The organism is Verrucomicrobium spinosum DSM 4136 = JCM 18804 (assembly GCF_000172155.1).
Classification (GTDB): Bacteria; Verrucomicrobiota; Verrucomicrobiia; order Verrucomicrobiales; family Verrucomicrobiaceae; genus Verrucomicrobium; species Verrucomicrobium spinosum.
In genome coordinates this window covers 7,526,452-7,550,021 of sequence record NZ_ABIZ01000001.1, presented here as the reverse complement: position 1 = coordinate 7,550,021, position 23,570 = coordinate 7,526,452, and the positions used below count along the sequence as shown (strand labels likewise).

The following is a 23,570-nucleotide window of genomic DNA, read 5'->3' as shown; positions in this document are numbered from 1 at the left end:
ACCCTTCTCTTCCTGCATGAATCTGTACTCCACCCTGCAACCAGCGCTGCCAGTCCCTCTGATCGTGGGGCTCGCTGTGGGTGCCGCGCTGCTGGCCGTGGTGACGGCGCTCCGGGGCAGACCATTGCATCCGGCATGGCTCCAGGCTCCTGTATTGTTGCTGCGTCTGAGCGCCATCGCCTTGATTGCATTCATCTTGTTGAACCCATCGGAGAATGTGAGCACGCCCGTAAGGGCCTCCCGCAGTGTGGTGCTGGTGGATGCGTCCGCGAGCATGACGATGGCGGGCACAGAGCAGGGGACGCGTTGGGAGGAGGCGCTGGGGTGGACGGCTGACTTGGGTTCCGCGTTCCAGAAGGCGGGGCTGCCTGCACCGGAGTACCGGCAGTTCTCGGTGGATTCGGAGCCTTTGCCCATCGGAACGAGCGGGGACCTCACCCTGAAGCCGGATGGCCCGGAAACGCGGCTGGCTGCGGCATTGGAGCGCCTGGTCGCCAGCAGTGAGTCCTCGAATCTCGACCATGTCATGGTGGTGTCAGATGGTTGTGTGCAGGATGCTTCACGGCTCAGCACGGCGCTTGGAGCGCTACACGAGGCGGGGGTTCGACTGTCCACGCGATTGGTGGGTCGGGATGTGCCAGCGCGAAACGCTGCCCTGGTCTCGGTGCTGCCGCCGCGCATGGTGCGTGCCCAGTCCCGCGTGGTGGTGCCCGTGGAGCTGGAGGCTGGCGGTGTCTCCCGGACGGAGAGCTTTGATCTCATTCTCCGGGATGATGAGGGGGCGGAGATCACGCGGCAGACGGTCACTTTTTCGCCTGCCTCTGATGCCAGTGTCGCCACCGCGTCCCGCAAGCTCGTCTTCGTGAGTCCGGCCCGCACCACGAAGTACACCGTGGAACTCAAGGGACCAGGCACGGAGGCGACGCTGGAGGACAACCGCTTCACTTTCACCATGGAAGTGGTGACCACCAAGCTGCGTGTGCTCGTGGCAGAAGGCACCCATGCCAAGCGCTCGCTGGGATCTGAGGGGCACTTCGTCAATGACATCGAAATGATCACCTCCGCCTGCACCGGCACCGGTGAGATGGAATGCACCACCTTCACCCCGGTGAGCCAGTATGTGGACCGGCCCAACCTCTTCGGGGTAAAGTTCGCCAATGGCGAGATGCTGGTGGATTCCTCCCGTCCGTTTCCTAAAACCCGGGAGGAACTGCACAGTTATGATGTGATGATGTTCAGCGATGTGCCGGTGGGGAATTTTTCTGAGGAGCAGATGCAGTGGGTCGTGGAGTGGGTGGTGGAGCGGGGCGGGGGCTTCCTCATGGCTGGCGGCAACACCGCCTTCGACTCCGGCAACTATGACCGCACGCCCTGGGAGAAGATCACTCCGGTGGACATGGTGGACTACGGCGATGGCAACTATGGCGGCACGCTGGAAGTCGCCATTCCTGCCTCAGTGCGGAACCATCCCATCTGGCAGTTGGTGAGCGACCCCAAAGAGAATGCGGCGATCCTGGACACGCACCCCTCCTTCAGCGGCATGAACCGCGTGCGACGCGCCAAGCCCGGGGCCACGATTCTCGCAGTGGTGAAGGATGAGCCCGACCAGCCTGTCATCGCCGCCCAGAACTACGGGCGAGGCCGTTCCATCGCCTACCTGCCAGATCCCAACGGAGGCTGGGGGGCAGAAGTGATCCGCTGGAGCTCTGATCACGCTCCCACCTTGGGGGATCGCATTGAGCTGGGACAGGGCGCATCTCTGACCACCCATCCCAGTGAGGCCCAGGCTCCCGCCTCGCCACGGCCTCCCCATCCCTCCCCGTACTATGCCGCCTACTGGGTGAACACCATGAAGTGGCTCGCGGAGAACAGCATCCGCTGGCGGCGGGACAAGCTCTCTGGAAAGATCCTCGTCGCGCAAGCCGAACCGGGCGGGAAGTTGCCAGTGGCAGTGGAGTTCCTGGCGGAGACGGATCCAGAGAAAGTGGCGGTGCAGGAGATTGGAGCCCGCCTCGATCTGCCGGGGAGTCCCCGTGTCCGCCTCACCTATGACCGGGACCGGCGGGAGTTCACCGGCATGCTGCAAATGCCCAGAGAGCTAACCAACCAGGAGGTGCAGGTGCTCTTCGATACCAACACTGGGCGCGAAGTCCTGACCGATGCGGCGCAGTGCGGTGTGCGGGTGCAGAGCCGTGAATACACCCGCTCTGCTCCCGATGGTGAACTCATGGCGGGTCTGGCCAAAGCGGGCGGCGGTGAGGTGCTGACCACCGTGGAGTCCGCCGTGGCCGCCAGTCGCGCCGCCTCTGAGGCCCATGCCGCACGGGAGTCGCGGGCCTGGCCGCAGCCGGTGTGGAGCCGGTGGTCGTGGTGGGCGGTCATCATGACTCTGCTTGCTTTGGAATGGCTGCTGCGCCGCGCCGGTCGTTCCAGTGTGACTCCTCTAACCCCTCTCCCTGGTGCTGCATGAATCGAGTCCTCATGACATGGCTTTGTCTGGCGGCCGCTCTTGCGGCTCAGGAACCACAACGGGATGGAGACCGCGTCCCGGCGCTCATCGAGCAACTGGCCGAGCCCAAGGTCCGCCTGCGGGACGAGGCGCAACAAGCGCTGGCGCAGATGCTCGAAGCGGAGCCGCAGTTGCGTGCGGCCATGGAGACGCATCCCAGTGAGGAGGCGCGATTGCGGCTCAAGCGGATCCTCAAAGGTTTTCATGACGGGCTCTGGACCATCGAGGTTCAGCAGGCCGAGACCCACCTTGGGCCTGACCGGGGATCCCTGCGGGCCACTTCGGATGGCGCGCACCTCGCCAACTTGCACCCCCGGGGCATCGACCTCGTGGAGACCCAGGACCTGACCACGGTGCGCACGTTGGGCCGCTCGACCACGGGCACACTCACCCTGCGCATGCTCGCCTGGTCCAAGGATGGGCAGAGGATCGCTTTCTCCAACCAGTCCGGTGCCGTGATGGTGGAGGACGAAGCCGGCAAGCGTGTTCTGACAGTTCCGGTGGAAACCCGGAAGACGATAGTCAACCCCAATGGGGTGCCTCGGGAGGTCACGCAGAATGCCCCGCCTGTCGCGGCAGAGTTTCTTCCTGGAACCCAGGATCTCGTGGTGTTTTCAAACGCTGGACTCACTGTGCATGCGAGCGGCGGTGCCAGCCCTCGGAAGATGTCCGTGGCCCAGATCTTCCCTGAGATCACCCGGAATATCCTTGCGCAATCCATGGCCGTGTCCCGGGATGGCAAGGCGGCGGGGGTGGCGTTTGAAGTGCCCGGTCCGGAGGAGGATCTGGTGACCATGATCTCTTTGGCTGATCTGAAGGTCTTGTGGGTGTCCCGCATCTCGGTCACGCCGCGTTGGATTGCCGTGAACCTGGATGGCTCAGAGGCTCTTGTGGCGATGCGAGAGCGCGGCGTGGTCCGTTGTGCCGCAGATGCCCCGCAGGCCATCACCATCAGCCGCTCCATCGATGATCTCACCTCCGTGGCCTATGCGCCTGACTACAAGAGCGCCTTTATCACCTCGGCACGCGCGAACGCCCCGGTGCGCCAGCTTGCCCTGCCAGATGGCACAGAGATCTGGACGGCCCCACCGGCCCCAATGGGATGTTACCACCTGACACTGCTTGGGCCGGATCGTTTCGCGGCCAAGACCTTCGACAACCGCATCCTGATCTGGAAGAAACGTGTTTCACCCTCTGCCCGCTGACATGCCCAGTATCCGCCTGATCCTCTGCAGCATGATCTGCCTTCTGGCAGCTCCAAAAGGTTCTGCCCAGGAGCCGGCTGCCCGGCCCTCCGTCAACACGGCCGTGCCGAGGGTGTGGATCTTCAACGGGACACCGGGAGACGACAGGCACCACGAGTTCTATGAAACCAATCTGGAGTCGTTGCGACGCTCCCTGACCGGGCGCTTCGGGGTGCCGGCAGGGAACATCACCGTCTTGTACGGCCCCAAGAATGCTGGCTACGACGGCCCCTGCACCCGGGAGGCCCTGCTGGATGAGCTGGCGAAGGTGGTGGCGCACACCAAGACTGCCGGAGCGGGCCCTGCATGGGTCATCCTGCAAGGGCACGCCAACCCTGTCACGGGCGGGGCCATGTTCAATCTGCCGGGGCCGGATGTGAGTCTGCGTGAAATGGGGGATGCCCTGAAGGAATGCGCGCCCCAGGTGCCTTTGGTGGTGCTGGGTACCTCCACAGTCAGTGCGGATCTGGTCCGTCGGACCTCGGGACCTGGGCGTTATGTCGTGACCGCCACCACCGCCGGGGACAAGGAGAGTGAGACGGAGTTTCCTAAATCCCTGGCCCAGGCGCTTGCCGCTCCCGCGAGTGATGCCAACCAGGACGGCGTGCTCAGTCTGACAGAGCTCTATCTCGCCACCAACGAGGCCGTTCTCGCTCTCTACAAGCAGGGTGGCTACATCGTGCAGGAACACGCCCAGCTCGATGGCAACGGCGATGGCAAAGCCACGCAGCGCCCGGCGGAGGAGGATGCCGAGCCAGCATCACGCATCGGCCTCGCCATCGGTGGTGGCAAATCAAAGTTCGAATAACACGACCCCTCACTTCCCCTGAATCATGTCCACTCCAGCCACTTCCAACGATCCCGCTGCCCGACTGTTTGCCGCCCGCGAAGCGCTGCGCAGTGAAATGAAAAAATGCGTCGTGGGTCAGGAGGAGACCGCCGAGCTCCTGCTGCTCACGCTGCTGTGTCGCGGTCATGCCTTGCTCCTCGGGGTGCCGGGTGTGGGCAAGACGCTCATGAGCGCCGCCCTGGCCAAGGCGTTGCACCTTGAGTTTCATCGTGTGCAGTTCACCCCGGACCTCATGCCGGGTGACATCACCGGGACCGAGGTGCTGGAGGAAGACCCCTCCACGGGGCGCTATCAGCGCATCGTCATGCCGGGGCCGCTCTTCGCCAACGTCCTGCTTGCCGATGAAATCAACCGCACCCCTCCCAAGACCCAGGCCGCGCTGCTCCAGGCCATGCAGGAGGGGCAGGTGACGATTGGACGGGAGACCTACACTTTACCCAGTCCTTTCCTCGTACTCGCCACGCAGAACCCGATCGAGATGGAAGGCACCTACCCACTGCCCGAGGCGCAGCTCGACCGTTTCTTCTTCTGCATTCGGGTGAACTACCCGGACCAGGAGGACGAGCTGGCCATCGCCATGAACGCCCCGGGCAGCGCTCTTGCGGCAGTGAATGCCGTGCTGGATGCAGAGGCCCTGAAGGCTCTGCAGGAGAGCGTGCAGGCTGTCCCCATCTCTACTGACGTGGGACGCTATGCGGTCCGCCTTGCCTCAGCGACGCGGCCACAAACCAGCAATGTGCCCGGCGTCACGGAATTCATCGAATGCGGTGCCAGTCCCCGTGCCTCCCAGGCGCTGGTGCTCGCGGGCAAGGCGCGGGCCCTGCTCAATGGGCGGGCCCACGTGGACTTTGCAGACATCCGTGCACTCGCTCCAGCCGTGCTTCGCCACCGGTTGGTCCTTAACTTCCGCGCCCGCGCTGAGAAGGTGGATGCGGACGCGATTGTCGCAAAGCTGCTGCAACAGGTGTCTCAGGAGAAAGCATGAACGCTGTCGCGGCATCGATGACGGTGGAAGATCCGGAGGTCTTCCTTGCGATGGAAGATCTGGATCTGGTGGGCCGGGGCCTGGCGGATGCGGTGTGGCACGGGCAGCACCAGAGCCTCATGCGCGGACCCGGGGTGGAGTTTCACAGCCATCGCCCTTATCAGCCGGGCGATGATCTGCGTCGCGTGAACTGGTCACTCCTGGCGCGGCAACGGCGGCTCTATGTGCGGGAGAGCCGCGCTGAATCCAGACGTCCTGTCTATCTGGTGCTGGACAGCAGTGCGTCCATGTCCATCCAGCATGGCCCCAGCTCGAAGCATCAGTATGGCAAGCGGGCTCTGGCGGGAGCCGCGCACCTCGCCCGGAGACAAGGCGATGCTCCGGCGTTGCATCTGACCCATGGGCCGAGCCTGCCGCCGCGCAACAGCAAGGATCACGTTTCTGGCATCTGTGCAGCCCTCAGCGGCTGTGTTGCCGAGGGGGCCGCGGACATGGCGGCGGCGCTGCTTGAGATGCGACCCTTTTGCCGTCAGCGGGGATTCATCTTGTTCATCTCCGACTTCCTGGAACAGGAAGAGGCGATCTTTGCCCAACTCGCCGCCTTCCGAGCCCAGGGCCATGATGTCTTTGCCCTCCAGGTCCTCGATCCCGTCGAGGTCTCCCTGCCCGAGGGCGGGGACTATGATTTCATGGAACCCGAAACCGGCGGCCACCTGCGCACCGCTGCGGAACCCATCCGCACTGCGTATGCCCGACGCGTGGCGGAGTGGAGGGAAGGATTGCGCCGGCTGGCAGGGGCACAGGATGTCCGTTGGTACAGCACGACGACCAGTCAGTCTCTGGTGGCGACGCTGAGGGGATGGTTGGGGTGATTGGACAAAGTGAAAAGTTAAGAGTAAAAAGTGATAAGTGATAAGTGGGGGCCAAGGCCTCACAGAGCTTGGCCGCGGCGTAAAGGAGGCGGGGTCTCCGGCCCAGCGCGCCAGGGGTAGTGCGCCCTGACCGCGTAAACGCGGAACTCCAACCCCGCCGTTGGAGCGCAGAGGGTTGGAGTTCCGCCTTTAGGCGGGCGCGGCGATATACGCCAACATCTCGCCTATTCACTATCGACCACTTACCTCTCACCATTCACTGCTTACCGAACTCATTCGTCCAAGTGCACAATGCCCCGCTTCACGGCCTCAATGGCCGCTTGAGTGCGGTCGGCGACATTCAGCTTGTCCAGGGTGTTGGAAATATGCAGTTTCACCGTCGCCTCGGACATGTGCAGCTTCGCTGCGATCTCCTTGTTGCTGTATCCGGCCACAATGTGGCGCAGCACCTGGAGCTCACGCGGTGTGAGTGCGTTTCGTGCCTGCCGCGCCGCCAGTTTCGCCGCCACGTTTGGGGAGAAGTATTGTTCCCCGGCAAAAATTCTCCGCACCACCTCCAGCAGTTCCTCCACCTCGGCGGACTTCGAGACATAGCCTGATGCGCCCGCCTGCACCGCGCGCCAGATGTCTTCTTCCCCTTCGAAGACGGTCAGCAGGACGACGCGAGCATCGGGGAACTCCAGGCGTAGTTGCTTTGTGATCTCCGCACCATCCTGACCGGGCATCTTGAAGTCCATGGTCACCACATCGGGCTGATGCTCACGGTAGAGTTGGATCGCCTGGGTGCCGTTGCTGGCTTCACCCACCAGGATCATGTCGCGCTCGCCAGAGATGGCCTCAGTCAGGCCCAGGCGCATCATCGCATGATCATCGACTACCAGAACGCGGATTTTTCTTTTCATGAGTGAGGAGTGGAGCCGTTGGAGCGTTTGGCGACTTCAGAAGGCACCACCACATGGATGCGGGTACCCTTGCCGGGTTCAGAATGCGTCTGGAGTGTGCCTTGCAGCTTGTTGACGCGTTCGCGAATGCCCAGCATGCCAAAGTGACCCCGCGGCGCAGGGGCGTCGGTGTCAAAGCCGCAGCCATCATCCTCAATCTCCAGGGAGACGGTTTCAGGAGTGAACTCAATCGTCACCTGAATGAGGCGGGGTGAGGCATGGCGTGCCGCATTGGCCACAGCCTCGTGGGCGATGCGCAGCAGATGAATCTCCGAAGGCCCGGCCAGGTGGTACGGCTCTCCCTTCACCTCCAGGGAGAAGTGCGCCCCCGCTTCGGTGGCCAGCGGGGTGAGCATCTCCTCCAGTGCTCCATGCAGGCCGCGCAGCTCCAGGGCGGTGCTTCGCAAGTCGCGGATGGAAGTGCGTGCCTCCTCGCGACAATGTCGTAGCATCTGCTCCGCCAGGCCCAGCGATCGACTGGCCTGTTCCGGGGCGGTGGCGATGCGCTGCCGTGCGTTGCGAAGCTGGATGGAGAGCCCGGCCAGTTCCTGCTCGATGGTGTCGTGCAACTCCCGGGCAATGCGCTCCCGTTCATCCTTCACGGCAGAGCGTTCGATCTGGGTGCCGATGATGCGCGTTTGTTCCGTCACCCGCTGGCGCAACAAGGCCGCCCAACCCAGGAAAACCAGAGAGGCCGCACCCAATAGCCCCAGGGCCCAGAGCGTGCGCCGCAGCGTCCACCAGGGCGGGTGCTGGATGATGGCCGCATCGTTCCCGCCACGAAGGTGCAGACGGAAGCCGTCCACGCTCTCGCTGAAGGGAAGGGGCCGTGTGGTCGTCAGTTCACAGATGCCCGTGAGCCGCAGCCGTGTATCCGGTGCATACCGGGGATACGGATCACTGCGGGGCGGGAGTGTTGCTTCAAAGAACCAATCTCCCGTGCGGCATTGTAGCGTGCTTTCATGGTTGGGTCCGTCCCGCTGCGCCTGCACCGTTGCATCCACCGTGACCAGCTCTGCCTGCTGGGTACCGAGCTGCCGGTCATTCAGGTTGAGCACCTGAGGTTGGGGCGGGATCGCGATGCTCAGGGGCGTCACCCTGGTGGCGCGTAGGACCGGACGAAACGGAGCGACTGCGGCAAAGCCCTCTGCTTCCACCCGGGTGCCGAGAGCAAGCCCCTTGACGGCGGCATGCACGAAAATACTCCCGCCTTCTCCCCGCATATACAGACCGTCATCCGTGGTGTGTGTCACCACACCGCGTACCCTGACTCGGGTGCTCGAGTTGGAATCACTGCGCAGCAGTTCATTCACCGGGGTCAGCCGGGGTTCTCCCTCTGGGGCTGGAGCCTCAGAAGGGACAATCTGGTCAAAACTGGCCACAAAGAAATGCCGTCCAGCAAGTTGTCGCTGGCTGTTGAAAACACTGCCCACCACGCCGCGGATGGTCACGGGCCGCTGCATCAACTGGGAGGCCTTCTGCACAGCGTCTTCACCTGTGGGCACGAGGAGTCGCACCGTCCAGCCTGAGATTTCCGCAGTGATGACGAGTGAATTGTCATGCCACACGACACCTGTCATGACGGCCGCGACCTCCACCCATTGACAGTCCAGCGAGGGTGAGAAAAGTTCTGCGGCGTCGATTCGCTTTGGCGGGGGAGGGACGCCATCGCCCAGATGGGTGATGTGGCGGCATTCAATGATGGGAAGGAAGCCGCCGGGCTGAGTCACCCCCTCAATGCGGATGCGGCTGCCCAGTTTGAGTTCGGCACCCATGCCTTCTGGCACAGCCACATAGATGCCCTCGCGGCCATCGTTGGCGATCAGATTGGACTGGCGTGAGTTGCGAAAAGTCACGGTGGCATCCACCAACACCGGCAGTCGCTTCGCGGCCTGTTCGGCCGTCAGCGCACGAATGCTGATGATGGAGGTGAGCGGCGGTTCCGCCCCCCGTGCAATCTGCCCGTGCCAAGGTGCAACCAGCAGCATGGCCAGCCAGACGATAAGGGTGCGAGATACAGTTGCGATCATTCCAGTGACATGCCAAGAGCGGCTTCATGACGCACCAGTCTTTCAGAATATTTCATGCGCGTCATTATATCTGCATAACTCATGCAAAATAATTAGCCATCTGGCTAGGTAGGCAGCGGCCGGGTGTGGATGTCATACTGCGGGCATGAAGTCCACAGTGACATCCCATGAAGTAAAACATTGCGCCATGAGACTGCCATTCCTGCCAGGCGTACCCTGTCGGGCTCGTTTGGGTTTCTCGCTGGTAGAGGTGACGCTTGCGCTGGGCATCGTCTCGTTTTCCATGGTCGCCATCTTCGGCCTGTTGCCGGTGGGTCTGGATGTTTCGCGCCAGGCGATCGACACCACGGTGTGCAGCCAGATCACCCAGCAGATGGTTCATGCTGCGCAGCAGACGGACTTCTCCCGCCTGAGTCAGTTGCAGTCTGACTCCGCCTCCCAGCCCTGGTGTTTCGATGATCAGGGCGGCCGCTCCGCGAATCCCTCGCTCGCCCGCTACAAGGCTGCCTATCAGGTGACACCATCAGCCGCCCTCCCCACCGGAGGTGGAGCCTCGCGGCTGGCGCTGGTGACGGTGAGCGTCCTGGGCACCCAGGGGCCGCGGACCAGCAAGGAGGCGGACATTCTGAAGAACCCGGATGCGAGGAGAGTTTCTTTCCTCGTACCCGACAACGGCCGGTAGTTGCACCTCCACCCAATTTCCAGCACCCAAGCCATGTCCCATCAACGTTCCATCCGGGCCTTCACGCTTGTCGAGCTCATGCTCGCGGTGGTGGTGCTCGCCCTGGTGGTGGCGGTGGTTGCCCAGATGACGCAGCAGACCAGCCAGGTCTGGAAGAGCTCCATGGGCCGCATCCAGTCCTTTCAGGAGGCGCGGGGGGCGTTCGAGTCCATGACGCGCACGCTCAGCCAGGCCACGCTGAACACCTACTATGACTACTACGACAGTGCCAACCGTTCGCGCACGGTGCTGACGGCGGCTGATCGGGCGGCGTTTGTGCCCCAAGTGTATGACCGCCTGTCGGACCTGCATTTCATCTCCGGGCAGGCGCGCACCCTGCTGGCGGCCAGCCCGAAGGAAGTGCCCACCCAGACGCAGGCCGTCTTCTTCCAGGCGCCGCTTGGGCACTCGGCAGCTCACGAGTCGCTGCGCGCATCGCTCAATGCCTGTGGTTATTTCCTGAAGTTCGGCAGTGATGAGGCCACGGTGCCGGAACCGGTGCGGGAGGCGGTCGGCTACAAGCCGCGCTATCGCTACCGGCTGATGGAGATGACCCAGCGCACGGAGCGACTGGGCGTCTATCAATCCGGTGCGGGCAAGCCGCAGGACTGGTTCGTGAATCATGCGGAGGCCACTGGCCGAGTGTTGGCGGAGAATGTGATCGCCCTCGTGCTGCTGCCCAAGCTGTCTCCACGCGAGGACTCTCCCACGGGCAAGGGAGACGGGGTCTCGCTGGCCCCGCAGTACAACTACAATTCACGAGTGCCCCGCAGTGCCGTGGACGATGCGGCGTGGGCAGGAGCGGATCCTCCGTTTCCCGGCGACACCTTTGCCACCCATCCGCCCGCCCCTGCTCCAGGGCAGCCGCCCCAGCCGGTAAATGCCTCCCGTCACCATCAACTGCCACCCTTGATGCGTGTGCTCATGGTGGTGCTGGATGAAGCCTCCGCCGCCCGGCTTCAGGGCGACAGCACGACACCTCCTGCGGCGCTCGACTTCTCCGGTGCGGGATTGTTCCGCAACGCCGCTGCTCTGGAGGCGGACCTGCGCGCGGTGGAAAACATCTGCAATGCCGAGCCCGGCAACCTCACCCAAAACATCACGCCTCTCACCTACCGGATCTTCTCCACGGAGATCATGATGCGTGAGGCCAAGTGGAGTGCGAACTGACATGAACTCAACATCTTCCATTCGTCGACAGTTCCCGCCTCGTGGTCTGGCCCTGGTGGTGGTGCTGCCCCTCATCGCCCTGTTGACCATTCTGGTGGTCACCTTCCTCGCCAGCGTCTCCACGGAGTATCAAGCCGCCAAGAGCCAGGAGTATTCGTCTGATGCCCGCATGCTTGCCGATTCCGCCGCGAGCATGGTGATGACCCAGGTTCAGGTTGCCACCGGTTCTCCCTCCCTTGCGTGGGCCTCCCAGCCGGGCATGATCCGCACGTTTAACACCACGGGCAATCCCAGCGCTGCCTACAAGCTCTATTCCTCCGCCCAGATGCGGGTGGAGGGGGCTTTCGATCCTGTTTCCAAGCTGGCCGATGAGGTCCCCGCGGACTGGGCCGCCTCCACCAACACCACGCTCTACACTGATCTCAATGCTCCGGTGTGGGTGGGGCGGGGGAGCACCGCCATAGCCCACTACCCCGTCATTCATCCCGGGGCGGTCGCGCGGGATCACGGGGCGGCAGAGGCCCTCGTGGGCGCCGTGGCACCGGTGGAGGGTTGTTACCTCGATTCCACGATCCCGTCCGGAGCCGCCATTGTGGCCACCAGCAGCTCGCAGATGAATCCCCTGCCCATGCCGGTGCGGTGGCTCTATGTGCTGAAGGATGGTCGCATGGCGGTGATGGATGCCACGTCCCGCAAGGTGGACGGTGCCGGGGATCCCCTGCCGGACGGGACGCTCAATCACATCGTGGGTCGTATCGCTTTCTGGACGGATGACGAGAGCTGCAAGATCAACCTCAACACCGCCTCCGAGGGGACCTTCTGGGACCGGCCCTGGACGGCATCGGTGACAGGCAGTGCCGGCTCTTCTGACGGCTATGAGCGGCAGCTGGCCCTGCGCATGCCAGCCCAGAATGAATTTCAGCGCTATCCCGGGCATCCTGCCATGACCTGCCTGAGCCCGGTCTTCCCGCCGCTCAGTGAGGAGCCGCTGGAGACCTACAATGCGCGGATCTACAGCTACAGCCCCCGGGTGGTGAATGGGGGCAGTCGCAGTGGCACGGCCAACGTGACTGGCAGTACGCTGCCACTGGTGACGGATGCCGACCGCCTGTATGCCTCGGTGGATGAGCTCATGTTCAGCACTGTGGGGGTGCCCCGGCAGGAGAACAGTCGTGGGGCCTTCATTCCCTTTGCTGAGCAGGACATCGAGCGCACCCGCTTCCTGCTCACCACCACCAGCCGGGCACCGGAGGTGAATCTCTTCAACAAACCCAGGATCACGCTCTGGCCCTTGCAGGCCAACACCACGGACGTGAACAAGCCTCATGAGGCGGTGAACCGCAACGCGCAGGACAAGCTGATCGCCTTCTGCTCCACGCTGGGCAACAAGAGCGCCACGCCGAAGCCTTACTACTTCCAGCGCTACAACACATTCACCACCCCGGCCCAGCTTGCCCAAGCCAGCAGCCAGAGCCCCATCATGGACTGGGATGAGGTGCCGCGGAATCAGGAGCTCTACGCCTACTTGCAGGCCATGACGCAAGCGCAGATCCCCGGACTGGGCGGCAGCCTGCAGGGGAAGTACCCCACCACCCGGGACCAGATCCTGACAGAGATGTTCGACTTCGTACGCAGCCATGTGAACACCTTCAGCACGGCGGGCAACCCGGCGTACTACTATGCCCCTTTTAATCCCAATCGCCTCATCCCGGCGCAGTCGCAGATTGTCCCGCTGGCTCTGCCCAACGGCACCCGGGGTTTTGGACGATTCCCCACCGTCACGGAGGCCGCGCTCGTGTTCTATGCATCGAGTGAGACGGATCCCACCCAGGTGCGGGCGGTCTTGATCCTGGAACCCTTCAACCCTGCACCTGGCCCGCCCGTGTGGTCGTCCCATGTGCGCTACTCCGTGAAGGGGATGGACGCCTTCATGGCTGGCACCACGCCCATGGCATTCCCCGGCCTGGTGGGGAATCTGGTAACTGGCCTCGACGGTCAGTCCAATGCCACCGCGCTGACCGGACTGGAGCAGGCCACCCAGTACTACAGCCCCTCCGGTGTCTTCACCAACGCCAAGGTCCTGGGCCAGGGGGATGAGGAAACAAACTACACGTTCTGCTCTGCGGACTTCAAGGTGAACGCCACCAAGTTCGACTTCAACGGCGGCACCATCACCATTGAGATTGCCGCAGCCTCTTCGCCCAATGTTCCGGCGCAGACGCTCAAGCTGAAGTTTCCTGCGGTGACCGGCCTTCCCCGTCCGACCATGAGCACGGCGGCCTACGTCAACTTTGACAATCGCATTGCGCGCTACGCGAACCCCGCTGTGAAGAACGGTCGCTTCGGCATCCTGGAAGACAGCAAACACAATCCACTCCCCTTGATCAGCTCCACCGACACTGTCCGCAGTGTGGAGGTCCGCTATGGTGGTCCGGCAAAAGGCGACCTGCGCGTTTATGCCTCCTTGAGGGAAGTGCCCGAGGAGTACTTCGAAGGTCATGGCGAGCGCGATGTCGCGCTGGGTGGCAAGCCGTATGACGCTCCTGGGGTCACGGCGGAGGCCAATCTGGTGCACAGCCTGCGCATCGACGCCCAGACCGGCCCGGGCGACACGAGCAATCAGAATGGATTTTACGCCGGCAGCGGGGGCTCAGGGGATGTGCGTGGCAAGTTGCTCCCCAATGCGCCCTATCTGGATCCGAACCGCGGGGACAACAAGCGCAACAGCACAGCACCTGTGGCCCCTCGGGGTCTCAATGGCGCGTACATGGCCGATGGGGTGACTCTGGGGGACTGGGACACGGGCATCGGCACCACGGCAGACGGTCCCTACATCAACATCGCCGATCAGGCGAGTGCCAACAAATCCCAGTCCTCCTCCGGACTCTATTATGCCAAGGGAGGCTATGTGAATGGGGCAGGAGTGGTGGAGAGTGGGGCGTCCTTCTCGCCCAACCGTCAGATCTCCTCCGCAGTGGCCTTCGGTTCCCTGCCCACGGGCATTGATCCGGCCCGTCCCGCAGACGTCAAGCCCTGGCAGACCCTGCTTTTCTGCCGCAATCCGCTGGGGGGCGACGCCCATCCGGGGTTTGGGAAACAATATAGTGCATCCGGTCCTCCTGCAGGCCCGCCGTATGACACCCCGCCAGATCACGCCTTCCTTGATCTCTTCACCATGCCCATCGTGGAGCCCTATGCCATCAGCGATCCCTTCTCCACAGCAGGCAAGGTAAACATGAACTACCAGATGGTGCCCTTTGCGTACATCACCCGGGCCACGGCAGTACGGGCTGTGCTGAAGTCCACCTGCATCACGGCCATTCCTGCCAGTGATGCTGGTAAATACAAATACAACACTGCGGCCGCTCCCACGCCGGATTATCGTTATGCGCTGAACCTTGATGAAAGAGAGGGAACCCTGGCGGGATTCGAGAGGCGCTTTGCCGCAGGAGACATCTTCCGTTCCGCCTCGGAGATCTGCGACATCTATCTGGTGCCGGGCAAGAGTGTAAACCCGGCCCAGCCTGGTGCGAGCCCGAAGCATGCGAACATGGCGGACTGGTGGAGGGACTATCAGCTCACCGGGGACAACGTGCGTGAGCAGCCCTATGGTCACATTTATCCGCGGCTCACCACCAAGTCGAATGTCTTCACGGTGCATGTGAAAGCGCAGGCCCTGAAGACCTTGCGAGCGACTCCCGCCGGGGAGTTTGTGGATGGCCGGGACCTCGTGACCAGTGAGTTCCGGGGGAGCTTCATGGTCGAGCGCTACTTGGAGCCCAACACCGACTCCCTGGTGAAGGCGGACGGCAGGACACCAACGGATGAGCTGGATCCTGAAGGCATGGTCGGCCCCTACAAGTTCCGCGTACGCAGCGTCACCCGATTTGCCCCATGAATCGCGGCCATCATCAACTTGAATCCCGCCGGCATTGGGCTGCTTTCACTCTCTTGGAGTTGCTCTTCGTCTGTGTGATCGCGGCCGTCCTCCTGGCCGTGGCGACTCCAATGGGCGTGTCGGTGTTGCGCGCATCCAGCCTGAACCGCGCCAGCACCATGATCATGGACGAGCTGAGCGCTGCCCGGCAACTGGCCATGACCCGCAACTGCGAGGTGGAGGTGCGGTTCTACAAGATCGCAACGGATGCCTCGACCCAGGACCTGCAGTTCCGTGCCTTTCGCACGTTTGTCATGGAGCCGGGGGCCGCCGGGCAGGGACGCCCCCAGGGGGGTGTGCGGTATCTGCCGGAGTCCATCATCATCGCCGCGGATGCGGAGAGTTCCACCTTGTTTGACTATGGCAATCCCAACCGGTCCGGGCTTTTTGTCACCAGGGAGACGCTGCCGGGCCAGACGACTGAAACAGACGGTCTGGGATTTGTCTTCCGCCCCAATGGAGGCACCAACCTCGGACCGATCGACCCGCCGGAGGGTAACTGGTTCATGACCTTCTATTCACAGCACGATCCGTTAAATCCTGAAACCGGCATCCCTTATAACTTTGGCACCGTGCAGGTGGACCCTGTCACCGGTCGCGCCCGTGTGTTCCGTCCGTGAGCATGTCATCAAGGTTTAGCCGATTGGCTAGGTAGTCAGTTTGCCTGCCGGAAGGTAATTTCAAACCGTCTCTGCCTGATCCCCATGGGTGGAGGCAATCGCTCCTTCTTTCGCACCTCCTCAAGTCATCCATGAACAGCAAGACCAATGATATGCGTCGCCGGACGATGATCCGGTCCCTGGGGATACCGCTGACCCTGGTGGTGTCAGCATGGGCCATGGTGGCCCGGGGGCAGGCCACGACCGGCTGGAGCCCGACGGCAGGGGGCACGTACTCATACTCTGACACGAACAACTGGGCGGACAGCACCATCAATGGAGTGTGGCACAGTTCGCTTGCGCTGGCAGGGGGGCAGACGATTACTGTGAACTCGGATCTCTCACCGGGTTACGGATTGTCCTTCAACTACACAGGCAACTCGGGGATCACGCTGCGGGGCACGGGGGGGAATCGTACCTTCACGCTCGGCGGGGACATTGTGCACACCGCGGGGGCCAGTGCGACCATCCTCTTTGGATCGACTGGTACAAATGAAGCTCTTGACATCGATCTCGGCGGTGAGGTCCGCAATTTCACAGTGGGCAGCAGCCGCACGCTGGGGTTCATTAATGCGATATCCAACGGAGGCATCATTGCCAGCGGGGGCACACTGAACTTCTCGGGAGCCAATACCTATGAGGGCTCCACTGCCGTCCTGTCCGGCACCTTCTCTCTGAACGGGGCCACGGGCAGCTCCGCCAGTTCCGACTTCATCGTAAAATTCAACGGGGGCAGCCAGTCTCATCTCCGGTTCAACAGCGGCACCAGTGGAAACACCGGCATCACCCGGGTGAAGAGTGTGACTTTGAATGGAACGGGGCGCAGTGATGGGGTCCTCCTGACAGTCACAGGAAATGCCGGAGCGAACTCTAACGACACCATTGCCCATGCCCTCACCGCGGAGGAGGGCTACGCCATTGTCACCCTCACCCCGAACGCGGCCAGGACTACGCGGCTCACAGCCGGCAGCCTGGTGAGGGAGACAGGCAGCACCCTGCTGGTCCGGGGGCAGAACCTCGGGGTGAATGCGGCGGCAGATCTGGTGGCAGACTCCTCGAACCTGATGCTGGATGAATCGCCCGTTCTGACGGGCAGTGGAGTGGCAGGATCATCCACCGTCGGCATTGTGAAAGGGGTGTATGGTGCCACCACTACGGGAGGTTCCGGGACTGGGCTGGTGACTTATGATGCCAGCAAGGGAATCCGGCTGTTGAACACGAGCACAGAATACACCGCCGCCATCGTCAGCGGCCAGACCCAGCTGGACAACGTATTGTACGCGAGGACATCTGGAAGCGCCTCGCAGGACACCGCCCTCGGAGCCGGTGTGACCTCGATCAATTCGCTTTCGTTCAGTCTTACCGGTACAGGGACCAATACTGGAGTCGCGATCTCAGGTGCTGGCGCCACCCTCCGGGTTCACAGCGGCATGATCTTCGCCAGTCAAGCTGTCACCACTGCCGCGGCAACGGATGTCATGCTCCTTAGTGTGGCAACTCTGGATCTCAACGGCCAGGAGGGTGTGGTTCTCTCCTTCACCAACGGGGTCAACCAGGGCAATACGCCCGCCCCCCTGCAGATCAACAGTGTCATCACCAACGATGGGGGGAAGGGGGTCACCTTTGGCGGCACCGGGCAGACTGTGCTGGGTGGCTCGGAGGTCAACACCTACACGGGCGTCACCACGCTGAACAGCGGCATCCTTCGTCTGAACAAATCCGTGGCCAACATCGGTCTGACCACTGATTTGGTGATGAACGGCGGTACCCTGCTCAAAAACAGCAACGCCATCGCAGACACTGCCAGTGTTACCATCAACGCCGGCACTTTCTGGATGGACAGCACCGCAAGCAGCGGCAACAACGGCCATACCGAAACGATCAACAACTTCACCATGAACGGCGGCAACTTTGGCAATCACGGCAGCAATGCCACCTTCAACATCAACGGCAACGCCACCCTCAACAGCAGTGAGCTGGGGATGAATGCAGGCGGGGACATCACTGTGCTGGGCACGACCACCTTGTCCGGCGGGGTGCTGCGCGCCAAGGAGTCCTCCAGCTCCAGTGCCTTCAACGCCTTTACCTCGCTGAAGGAACTGGTCATCAGCAACGTTGCTTCAGGAGCCTACACCGCCATCATCGTGAACAGCCATGCCACCAACAAAGGGGCCCAGTTGACGCTGGGCGGAGACGTCACCTTCACCGGCAACGCCAGCAACCAGGAGACGGTGAAGATCGCTTCTTCAAATGCTGCGGAGGTCAATCAGGGGGGCGTGCGCCTCGATGGCACCCGCACCTTTAACATCGGCGATGGCGCAGCGGCGGCAGACCTCACGGTGGAGACTGCCCTCACGGATGCCACCGCTGCCGGCGGACTGAACAAGACGGGGGCTGGCACTCTCGCATTGGCGGGAGACAATACCTACACCGGACCCACAACGGTGACCCAAGGCCGTCTGCTGGTGAACAACACCGCTGGCTCCGGCACCGGGCTGGGCAATCTCACGGTCAACGCGGGTGCCACTCTCGGCGGCACCGGCCTGGTGGTGGCTGCGGCTGGCAACAGCCTGACTTTCCACGGTCTGCTGGATGTGGGTGACTTCACCCTGACCACGCCTGCGGCAGCAGAGTTTGAACTGCGAGGAGACACCGTCACCTTCAGTTCCACCTCCCGCCTGGAGTTTGACCTTTTTGGCGGCAGCGGGGATGGATTTGGAAATAACATCACGGGGGTGGATGCAGACCTGCTGCTCTTCGGTGCCGGCCAGGGCCTGGTGGATATAGCTGCGGGTGCGACACTGCATGTGGACGCGGCCGATGCCATGACCGCCTGGGCGGTGGGGGATACCTGGAAGCTGATCGACTGGTCGCAGGTTTCCGCCACCTCCGGGAGCTTTGCTTTCAGCTCCAGTGTGGATGGCCTTCTGGCAGGTTTGGGCCTGGCTTGGGATACTTCCCAGCTTCACTCAGAGGGTGCGATTTCCATCGCTGCGGCTCCCGAGCCATCGCGGGCTCTGATGGCGTTTGCGGCCTTGATTGCTGCCGCCTTTCGCCGGGGCCGGCCAGGGAGGGCGGGCTCTTCCTGGCAGCCTGCCTGGTGTGCCGTGCTGTTCGCCTTTTTGTGTGTGGGCGTCACGAGCGTGAACGCCCAGGCGCCGGCTCAAAAGACAAACCTCGTGAGCAATGGCGACTTCAGCCAGGATGCGGATGGCGACTCCTGGCCGGACGGCTGGGGCAAGGGCACGGGCCTTTCGTGGGAGAAGGATGAGGCAGGCAAGCCGTTCTTCCGCATCACCGCGGTCGAGTCCGGCAAGATGCTCTCTGCCTATCGTGAAGTCCCCATTCCAGCCGGCGTGATGGGCATCGAGGTGGCCTTCAAGTATCGCACCGCAGACGTCAAGAAGGGCAAGCAGAGCTGGAACGATGCACGGGCCATGTTTCATTTCCTGAACCAGGCGCGGGAGCAGGTGAAACCCACGCCATCGCCGATCGTCTTCTCCATGAAGGCGGCCGGGTGGACGGAGATCACCCGCAACTACATGGTGCCGGAGGGGGCCGCAGCCCTCCAGATGATGCCCAGTCTCTTCCAGGCGGAGTCGGGTCGTCTCGACTTTGCGGAGATTCGTGTTACTCCCTTGAACCCGGAACAGATCGAGGCGCTGAAGAAGGCCGACGCAGAGCGGGCCGCCAAGAAGGCGGAGATGGATGCCAAGGTCGCGGCAAAACGTCGCGAGCAGGCGGCAGCTCTGCTGGCCAGGGAAGGCACCCTGCTGAGCAACGGCAACTTTGAAACCGAAAGCAAAAAGAAGGATGCGCCCGAAGGTTGGGGCAAGGGTGGTGGCATCTCCTGGGAGAAGGACGAGAGCGATGGGAACCGATTCATCCGCCTTACCAGTCTCACGCCTGGCAAGACCGTGCTTCTGTATCGCGAATGCCCCGTCCCTGAAGGCGCGGCGGCCCTTGAGATGACCTGGAAACAGCGCATCACCGGGTTGAAGAAAGGCCCCAAGCCCTGGTTTGATGCGCGCATCATGCTGGAGTTCAAAGGTGCTGACGGCAAGACGCTGCCGGGCAAGCCCGCCCCGCCGTATTCTCAAAAAGACACAGATGGCTGGGTGGAGAAGCGGACCGAGTTCCTGGTGCCCGCAGAGGCAGTGTCCGTAGTGGTCATGCCGGCATTGTTTGAAGTGAAGAGCGGCAGCTTTGAGCTCGACAACATCCTGCTCAAGCCTGCCGATGCCAATTTGCTCCTCGCCAGACAGAAGGAGCGCGAGATCCAGGCCGAGAAATCGCGGGTCCCGCTTGAGGAACCCAACCAGGCCAAGTGGCCGCCGGCGATCCGGGCTGAGGGCAATCGCATTGTGACGGTGGACGGGGGCAAGGAAGTCTGGCTCCAGGGTCTGAACGTGCCCAGCCTGGAGTGGAGCCTGCGTGGGGAACAGGTGTTCAAGTCCGTGGTGGTGGCGATCGAAGAATGGAAGGGCAACGTGATCCGCCTGCCCATCAAAGACGACTACTGGTTTGGCAAAGACCTCGAAGACGGTGGGAAAGCCTATCGAGCGGTGGTGGACCAGATCATCACCCTGGCTTCAAATCGCGGCGCGTATGTGGTGCTGGACCTGCACCGCTACCGGGCACCGCGGAAGGAGTTTCTGGATTTCTGGAAGGATGCGGCCGAGCGCTACAAGAACCATCCTGCCTTGATCTTTGACTTGATGAACGAACCCCACGGCGTCTCCTGGGAGGTCTGGCGCGATGGCGGGTTCGTGGAAGAAAAACGCAAAGACGGCGATGAGGATGCTTTCCTTACACCCGAGGAGAAGTTGCACAACAAGCATGGTTTTCAGTCACCCGGCATGCAGGCCATGCTGGACGCCGTGCGCTCGACTGGTGCGAAGAACATGGTGCTGGTGGGTGGTCTGGACTATGCCTATCAGTTGGATGGCATCCTCAATGGATTCGGCCTCAAGGACGAAGGCGGCCAGGGTATCATCTATGCCTGCCACATCTACCCCTGGAAGCGAGGCTGGCAGAAGTACCTGCTCGATGCTGCCGAGAAGTATCCCATCCTGCTGGGGGAAGTGGGTGCCGATGCCAAGAAGATGGACTTCATGCCCCACGAGGTTCAGGAAGACGCTGAAACCTGGGTGCCCGACATTCTGGGATTGATCCAGAAGCATCGCTTGAACTGGACCGGCTGGTGTTTCCATCCCAGCGCGAGCCCCCGCATGCTGGTGGACTGGAACTACACCCCCACGCCCGTTTGGGGCCAGCCCGCCAAAGAGGCGCTGGCGGGCAAGAGGTTTGAGCTGCACGGGAAGCTGCGTTGACGAAGGGGCCTAACCCAACTTGGCGGATTCGCGGCCGATTTTGGCATTTTTGGGCCTGCCATCGAGCTGCAACCCTTGATTTTGCGAGGGTCCGTTTCAAAAACGGCTTGTAGTGCAGACCTTGGTGGTTGCACGCGCGTTTTGCTGGCTAACTTCTTGGGCCATCATGTTCCTGCGTTCCACCAAACGGCTCAAGGATGGCAAAGAGCACCTCTACTGGAGCATCGTCGAAAACCGGCGGATCAGTTCCCGGCAGGTGGTCCAGCGGCACGTCCTTTATCTGGGTGAACTCAATGGTCGTCAGGAAGCCTCCTGGCGCAAGACGGTTGAACTCTTCGGCAAAGACCAGAGCGCTCCTCAACAGGTGGCCCTCTTTGCCGAAGATCATGCTCCCGAGCAGGTCGGTGTTGATGAGTTGCCCATTGTGCGTCTGCGCCTTGCGGCCATGCGGCTGGAACGGCCCCGGCAATGGGGGGCCTGCTGGCTGGCCTGCCTGCTCTGGGAGCAGTTGCTCCTGGCTGACTTCTGGCGACCACGTCTGCCGCCCAGTCGTGAGGGCACCCGCTGGGATCTGGTGCTCCAGACCCTGGTGCTCTACCGGCTCATCGAACCGGGCAGCGAATGGCGGCTGCACCGCCACTGGTTTGACCAGACGGCCATTGCCGACCTGCTGGGCGCGGACTTCGCCCTGGCCGAGATCCACCGTCTCTACGAATGCCATGACAAGATCCTGGCCCACAAGCGTGCCTTGTTTGATCATCTCACCGAGCGCTGGCGCGACCTGTTTGGAGCCCGTTATGAGGTGCTGCTGTATGATCTGACCAGCACCTACTTTGAAAGCAACCCGCCGGACAACCCCACCGGTCTGCGCCGCTTTGGTTACAGCCGCGACAAGCGCAGCGACTGCGTGCAGGTGGTCATTGCCCTCATCGTCACCCCCGAAGGCTTCCCGCTGGCCTATGAGGTGCTGCCGGGCAACACCACCGACAAGAGCACCCTCAAGAGCTTCCTGGCCAGGATCGAAGACCAGTACGGCAAGGCCCAACGCATCTGGGTCATGGACCGGGGCATCCCGACTGAAGAGACCCTTGAACAGATGCGGCAGAGCACTCCGCCGGTGAGCTATCTGGTGGGCACGCCCAAAGGACGCTTGAGCAAGCTGGAGGAGTCACTGGCCCGGCAACCCTGGCAGCAGGCCCGCCCCCAGGTGCGCGTCAAACTGCTGCCGCATGAAGGGGAGACTTATGTACTGGCCCAAAGCCAGGACCGTGTGGCCAAGGAACGCTCGATGCGTCGGCGCCGGCTGCGCAAGTATCTGGATGCCCTGGAAGGGTTGCGCAAGCGCAAGCGCCCCCTGCACCGTGATGCGATGTACGAAGCGTTGGGTGCCGCCAAAAAGGAGGCGGGGCGGGATGCGCGCTTTGTCAAGGTCAGCGTGCAGTTGCAGCCAGCAACAGGCAAAGACCAGAGCAAGAGCAAGAGCAAGGGCAAGGGCCGGCAGCGGGCGACTCTGAGCTGGGAGCTGGACCGCAAGCTGTTGCGTGAAGGATGGCGGCGGGAGGGGCGTTACCTGCTGCGCACCAATTTGACGGAGACCGATCCCGCGAAGCTCTGGGAGTATTACCTGCAACTGGTGGAGGTGGAGCAGGCGTTCAAGGAGCTCAAACACGATCTGGGGATCCGGCCGGTGCACCACCAGTTGGACCATCGCATTGAAGCGCACCTCTTCGTGTCGTTCCTGGCGTACTGCCTGCAGGTGACGCTCAAGGCGCGCTTGAGGCTGACGGCCAGCGGGCTGACACCGCGAAGTGTGCTGGAGAAGTTCGCGACGGTGCAGATGCTCGATGTGCATCTGCCCACAACTGATGGAAGGGAGGTGGTGATGAGCCGCCACACGCAGCCTTCAAAGGATCTGCAACTGCTGCTGGACCAGCTCAAGATCACGCTGCCTGAACAGGCCCCGCCCAAAATCACTGGTTGAAGCAGACCCCGGAAGGTCGCGAAATGGCGGAAGATGTAGTGAAGACTTTTTGAACCCAATGTCGCAAAATCAAGGGCTGGAGGATCATCAACCCCGGCAATCCGCCAAGTCGGGCTAAGTCAGCAAATCCTAAAGACACCTCCAGCCGGTAAAGGAGGCGGGATCTCCGGTCCCGCTGGTGAGCGAAGCGGTGGGCCCACCTTTGTTGTTGGTTCATCTAACCGCGTGTCACCTCAGTCATCCCGCAACTGAGCGGGGCTGGGAACCCCCGCCTCGTGCATGCTATGAAGTCTCCGCTGTGGGGGCATGAGCTTGTGAGGCCTGGCGTCCCTGCAATA

Annotated in this window: 13 protein-coding genes; 11 read left to right on the top strand and 2 right to left on the bottom strand. The window is 62.4% G+C overall.

All coding sequences use genetic code 11. From position 1 onward, the window contains the following. The first annotated feature begins 16 nt into the window (after positions 1 to 16). The 5 genes from VSP_RS30575 to VSP_RS30555 are packed head-to-tail and all read left to right on the top strand — an operon-like array spanning position 17 to position 6,460. The gene (locus tag VSP_RS30575; protein WP_009965522.1) at positions 17 to 2,470 is read left to right on the top strand and encodes a glutamine amidotransferase; all 2,454 of its coding nucleotides are present in this window, start codon (positions 17 to 19) and stop codon (positions 2,468 to 2,470) included. Next, positions 2,467 to 3,714 (top strand): YncE family protein, encoded by a 1,248-nt coding sequence (locus VSP_RS30570; protein ID WP_009965521.1) that lies wholly within the window; start codon positions 2,467 to 2,469, stop codon positions 3,712 to 3,714. Before VSP_RS30575 ends, VSP_RS30570 begins: the two co-directional genes overlap by 4 nt. A 1-nt stretch (position 3,715) precedes the next feature. Then, positions 3,716 to 4,561: a hypothetical protein gene (locus VSP_RS30565; protein ID WP_009965520.1), complete on the top strand. Its 846-nt coding sequence runs from the start codon at positions 3,716 to 3,718 to the stop codon at positions 4,559 to 4,561. 25 nt (positions 4,562 to 4,586) lie between these two features. Further along, the gene (locus tag VSP_RS30560) at positions 4,587 to 5,588 is read left to right on the top strand and encodes an AAA family ATPase (RefSeq protein ID WP_009965518.1); all 1,002 of its coding nucleotides are present in this window, start codon (positions 4,587 to 4,589) and stop codon (positions 5,586 to 5,588) included. After that, entirely contained in the window at positions 5,585 to 6,460 is an 876-nt protein-coding gene (locus tag VSP_RS30555) for a DUF58 domain-containing protein (protein WP_009965517.1), read from the top strand. Before VSP_RS30560 ends, VSP_RS30555 begins: the two co-directional genes overlap by 4 nt. A gap of 272 nt (positions 6,461 to 6,732) precedes the next feature. Here the strand turns inward: VSP_RS30555 and VSP_RS30550 are convergent, their stop codons facing one another. Both VSP_RS30550 and VSP_RS30545 read right to left on the bottom strand, forming a co-directional pair. Next, positions 6,733 to 7,362 (bottom strand): response regulator, encoded by a 630-nt coding sequence (locus VSP_RS30550; RefSeq protein ID WP_009965516.1) that lies wholly within the window; start codon positions 7,360 to 7,362, stop codon positions 6,733 to 6,735. After that, positions 7,359 to 9,431, bottom strand: a complete 2,073-nt coding sequence (locus tag VSP_RS30545) for a sensor histidine kinase (protein ID WP_009965515.1) — start codon at positions 9,429 to 9,431, stop codon at positions 7,359 to 7,361. Before VSP_RS30545 ends, VSP_RS30550 begins: the two co-directional genes overlap by 4 nt. Before the next feature lie 187 nt (positions 9,432 to 9,618). Between VSP_RS30545 and vccB the strand changes: the two genes are divergently transcribed. The 6 genes from vccB to VSP_RS30515 all read left to right on the top strand — a co-directional run bounded on the left by vccB (position 9,619) and on the right by VSP_RS30515 (position 23,232). Beyond that, complete coding sequence (gene vccB, locus VSP_RS30540) at positions 9,619 to 10,113, top strand: Verru_Chthon cassette protein B (protein ID WP_081452823.1); 495 nt, start codon at positions 9,619 to 9,621, stop codon at positions 10,111 to 10,113. Positions 10,114 to 10,146: 33 nt separating this feature from the next. Further along, the gene (locus VSP_RS30535; RefSeq protein ID WP_009965511.1) at positions 10,147 to 11,322 is read left to right on the top strand and encodes a prepilin-type N-terminal cleavage/methylation domain-containing protein; all 1,176 of its coding nucleotides are present in this window, start codon (positions 10,147 to 10,149) and stop codon (positions 11,320 to 11,322) included. Position 11,323: 1 nt separating this feature from the next. Next, on the top strand, positions 11,324 to 15,220 hold the full coding sequence (gene vccA, locus VSP_RS30530; protein ID WP_063607716.1) for a Verru_Chthon cassette protein A: 3,897 nt from the start codon (positions 11,324 to 11,326) through the stop codon (positions 15,218 to 15,220). After that, positions 15,217 to 15,879, top strand: a complete 663-nt coding sequence (vccD, locus tag VSP_RS30525) for a Verru_Chthon cassette protein D (RefSeq protein WP_009965509.1) — start codon at positions 15,217 to 15,219, stop codon at positions 15,877 to 15,879. The genes vccA and vccD overlap by 4 nt, the downstream gene beginning before the upstream one ends. A 131-nt stretch (positions 15,880 to 16,010) precedes the next feature. After that, positions 16,011 to 21,251, top strand: coding sequence for a cellulase family glycosylhydrolase (locus VSP_RS40280; protein ID WP_009965507.1), 5,241 nt, complete (start codon positions 16,011 to 16,013; stop codon positions 21,249 to 21,251). A gap of 166 nt (positions 21,252 to 21,417) precedes the next feature. Beyond that, positions 21,418 to 23,232, top strand: a complete 1,815-nt coding sequence (locus VSP_RS30515; protein ID WP_009959415.1) for an IS1634-like element ISVsp1 family transposase — start codon at positions 21,418 to 21,420, stop codon at positions 23,230 to 23,232. Positions 23,233 to 23,570 lie beyond the last annotated feature (338 nt).

Coding starts and splice junctions, on each gene's coding strand:
- vccA (WP_063607716.1), top strand. CDS start 11,324: ATGAACTCAACATCTTCCATTCGTCGACAGTTCCCGCCTCGTGGTCTG.
- VSP_RS30535 (WP_009965511.1), top strand. CDS start 10,147: ATGTCCCATCAACGTTCCATCCGGGCCTTCACGCTTGTCGAGCTCATG.
- VSP_RS30555 (WP_009965517.1), top strand. CDS start 5,585: ATGAACGCTGTCGCGGCATCGATGACGGTGGAAGATCCGGAGGTCTTC.
- VSP_RS40280 (WP_009965507.1), top strand. CDS start 16,011: ATGAACAGCAAGACCAATGATATGCGTCGCCGGACGATGATCCGGTCC.
- VSP_RS30515 (WP_009959415.1), top strand. CDS start 21,418: ATGTTCCTGCGTTCCACCAAACGGCTCAAGGATGGCAAAGAGCACCTC.
- vccD (WP_009965509.1), top strand. CDS start 15,217: ATGAATCGCGGCCATCATCAACTTGAATCCCGCCGGCATTGGGCTGCT.
- VSP_RS30570 (WP_009965521.1), top strand. CDS start 2,467: ATGAATCGAGTCCTCATGACATGGCTTTGTCTGGCGGCCGCTCTTGCG.
- VSP_RS30550 (WP_009965516.1), bottom strand. CDS start 7,362: ATGAAAAGAAAAATCCGCGTTCTGGTAGTCGATGATCATGCGATGATG.
- VSP_RS30565 (WP_009965520.1), top strand. CDS start 3,716: ATGCCCAGTATCCGCCTGATCCTCTGCAGCATGATCTGCCTTCTGGCA.
- VSP_RS30545 (WP_009965515.1), bottom strand. CDS start 9,431: ATGATCGCAACTGTATCTCGCACCCTTATCGTCTGGCTGGCCATGCTG.
- VSP_RS30575 (WP_009965522.1), top strand. CDS start 17: ATGAATCTGTACTCCACCCTGCAACCAGCGCTGCCAGTCCCTCTGATC.
- VSP_RS30560 (WP_009965518.1), top strand. CDS start 4,587: ATGTCCACTCCAGCCACTTCCAACGATCCCGCTGCCCGACTGTTTGCC.
- vccB (WP_081452823.1), top strand. CDS start 9,619: ATGAGACTGCCATTCCTGCCAGGCGTACCCTGTCGGGCTCGTTTGGGT.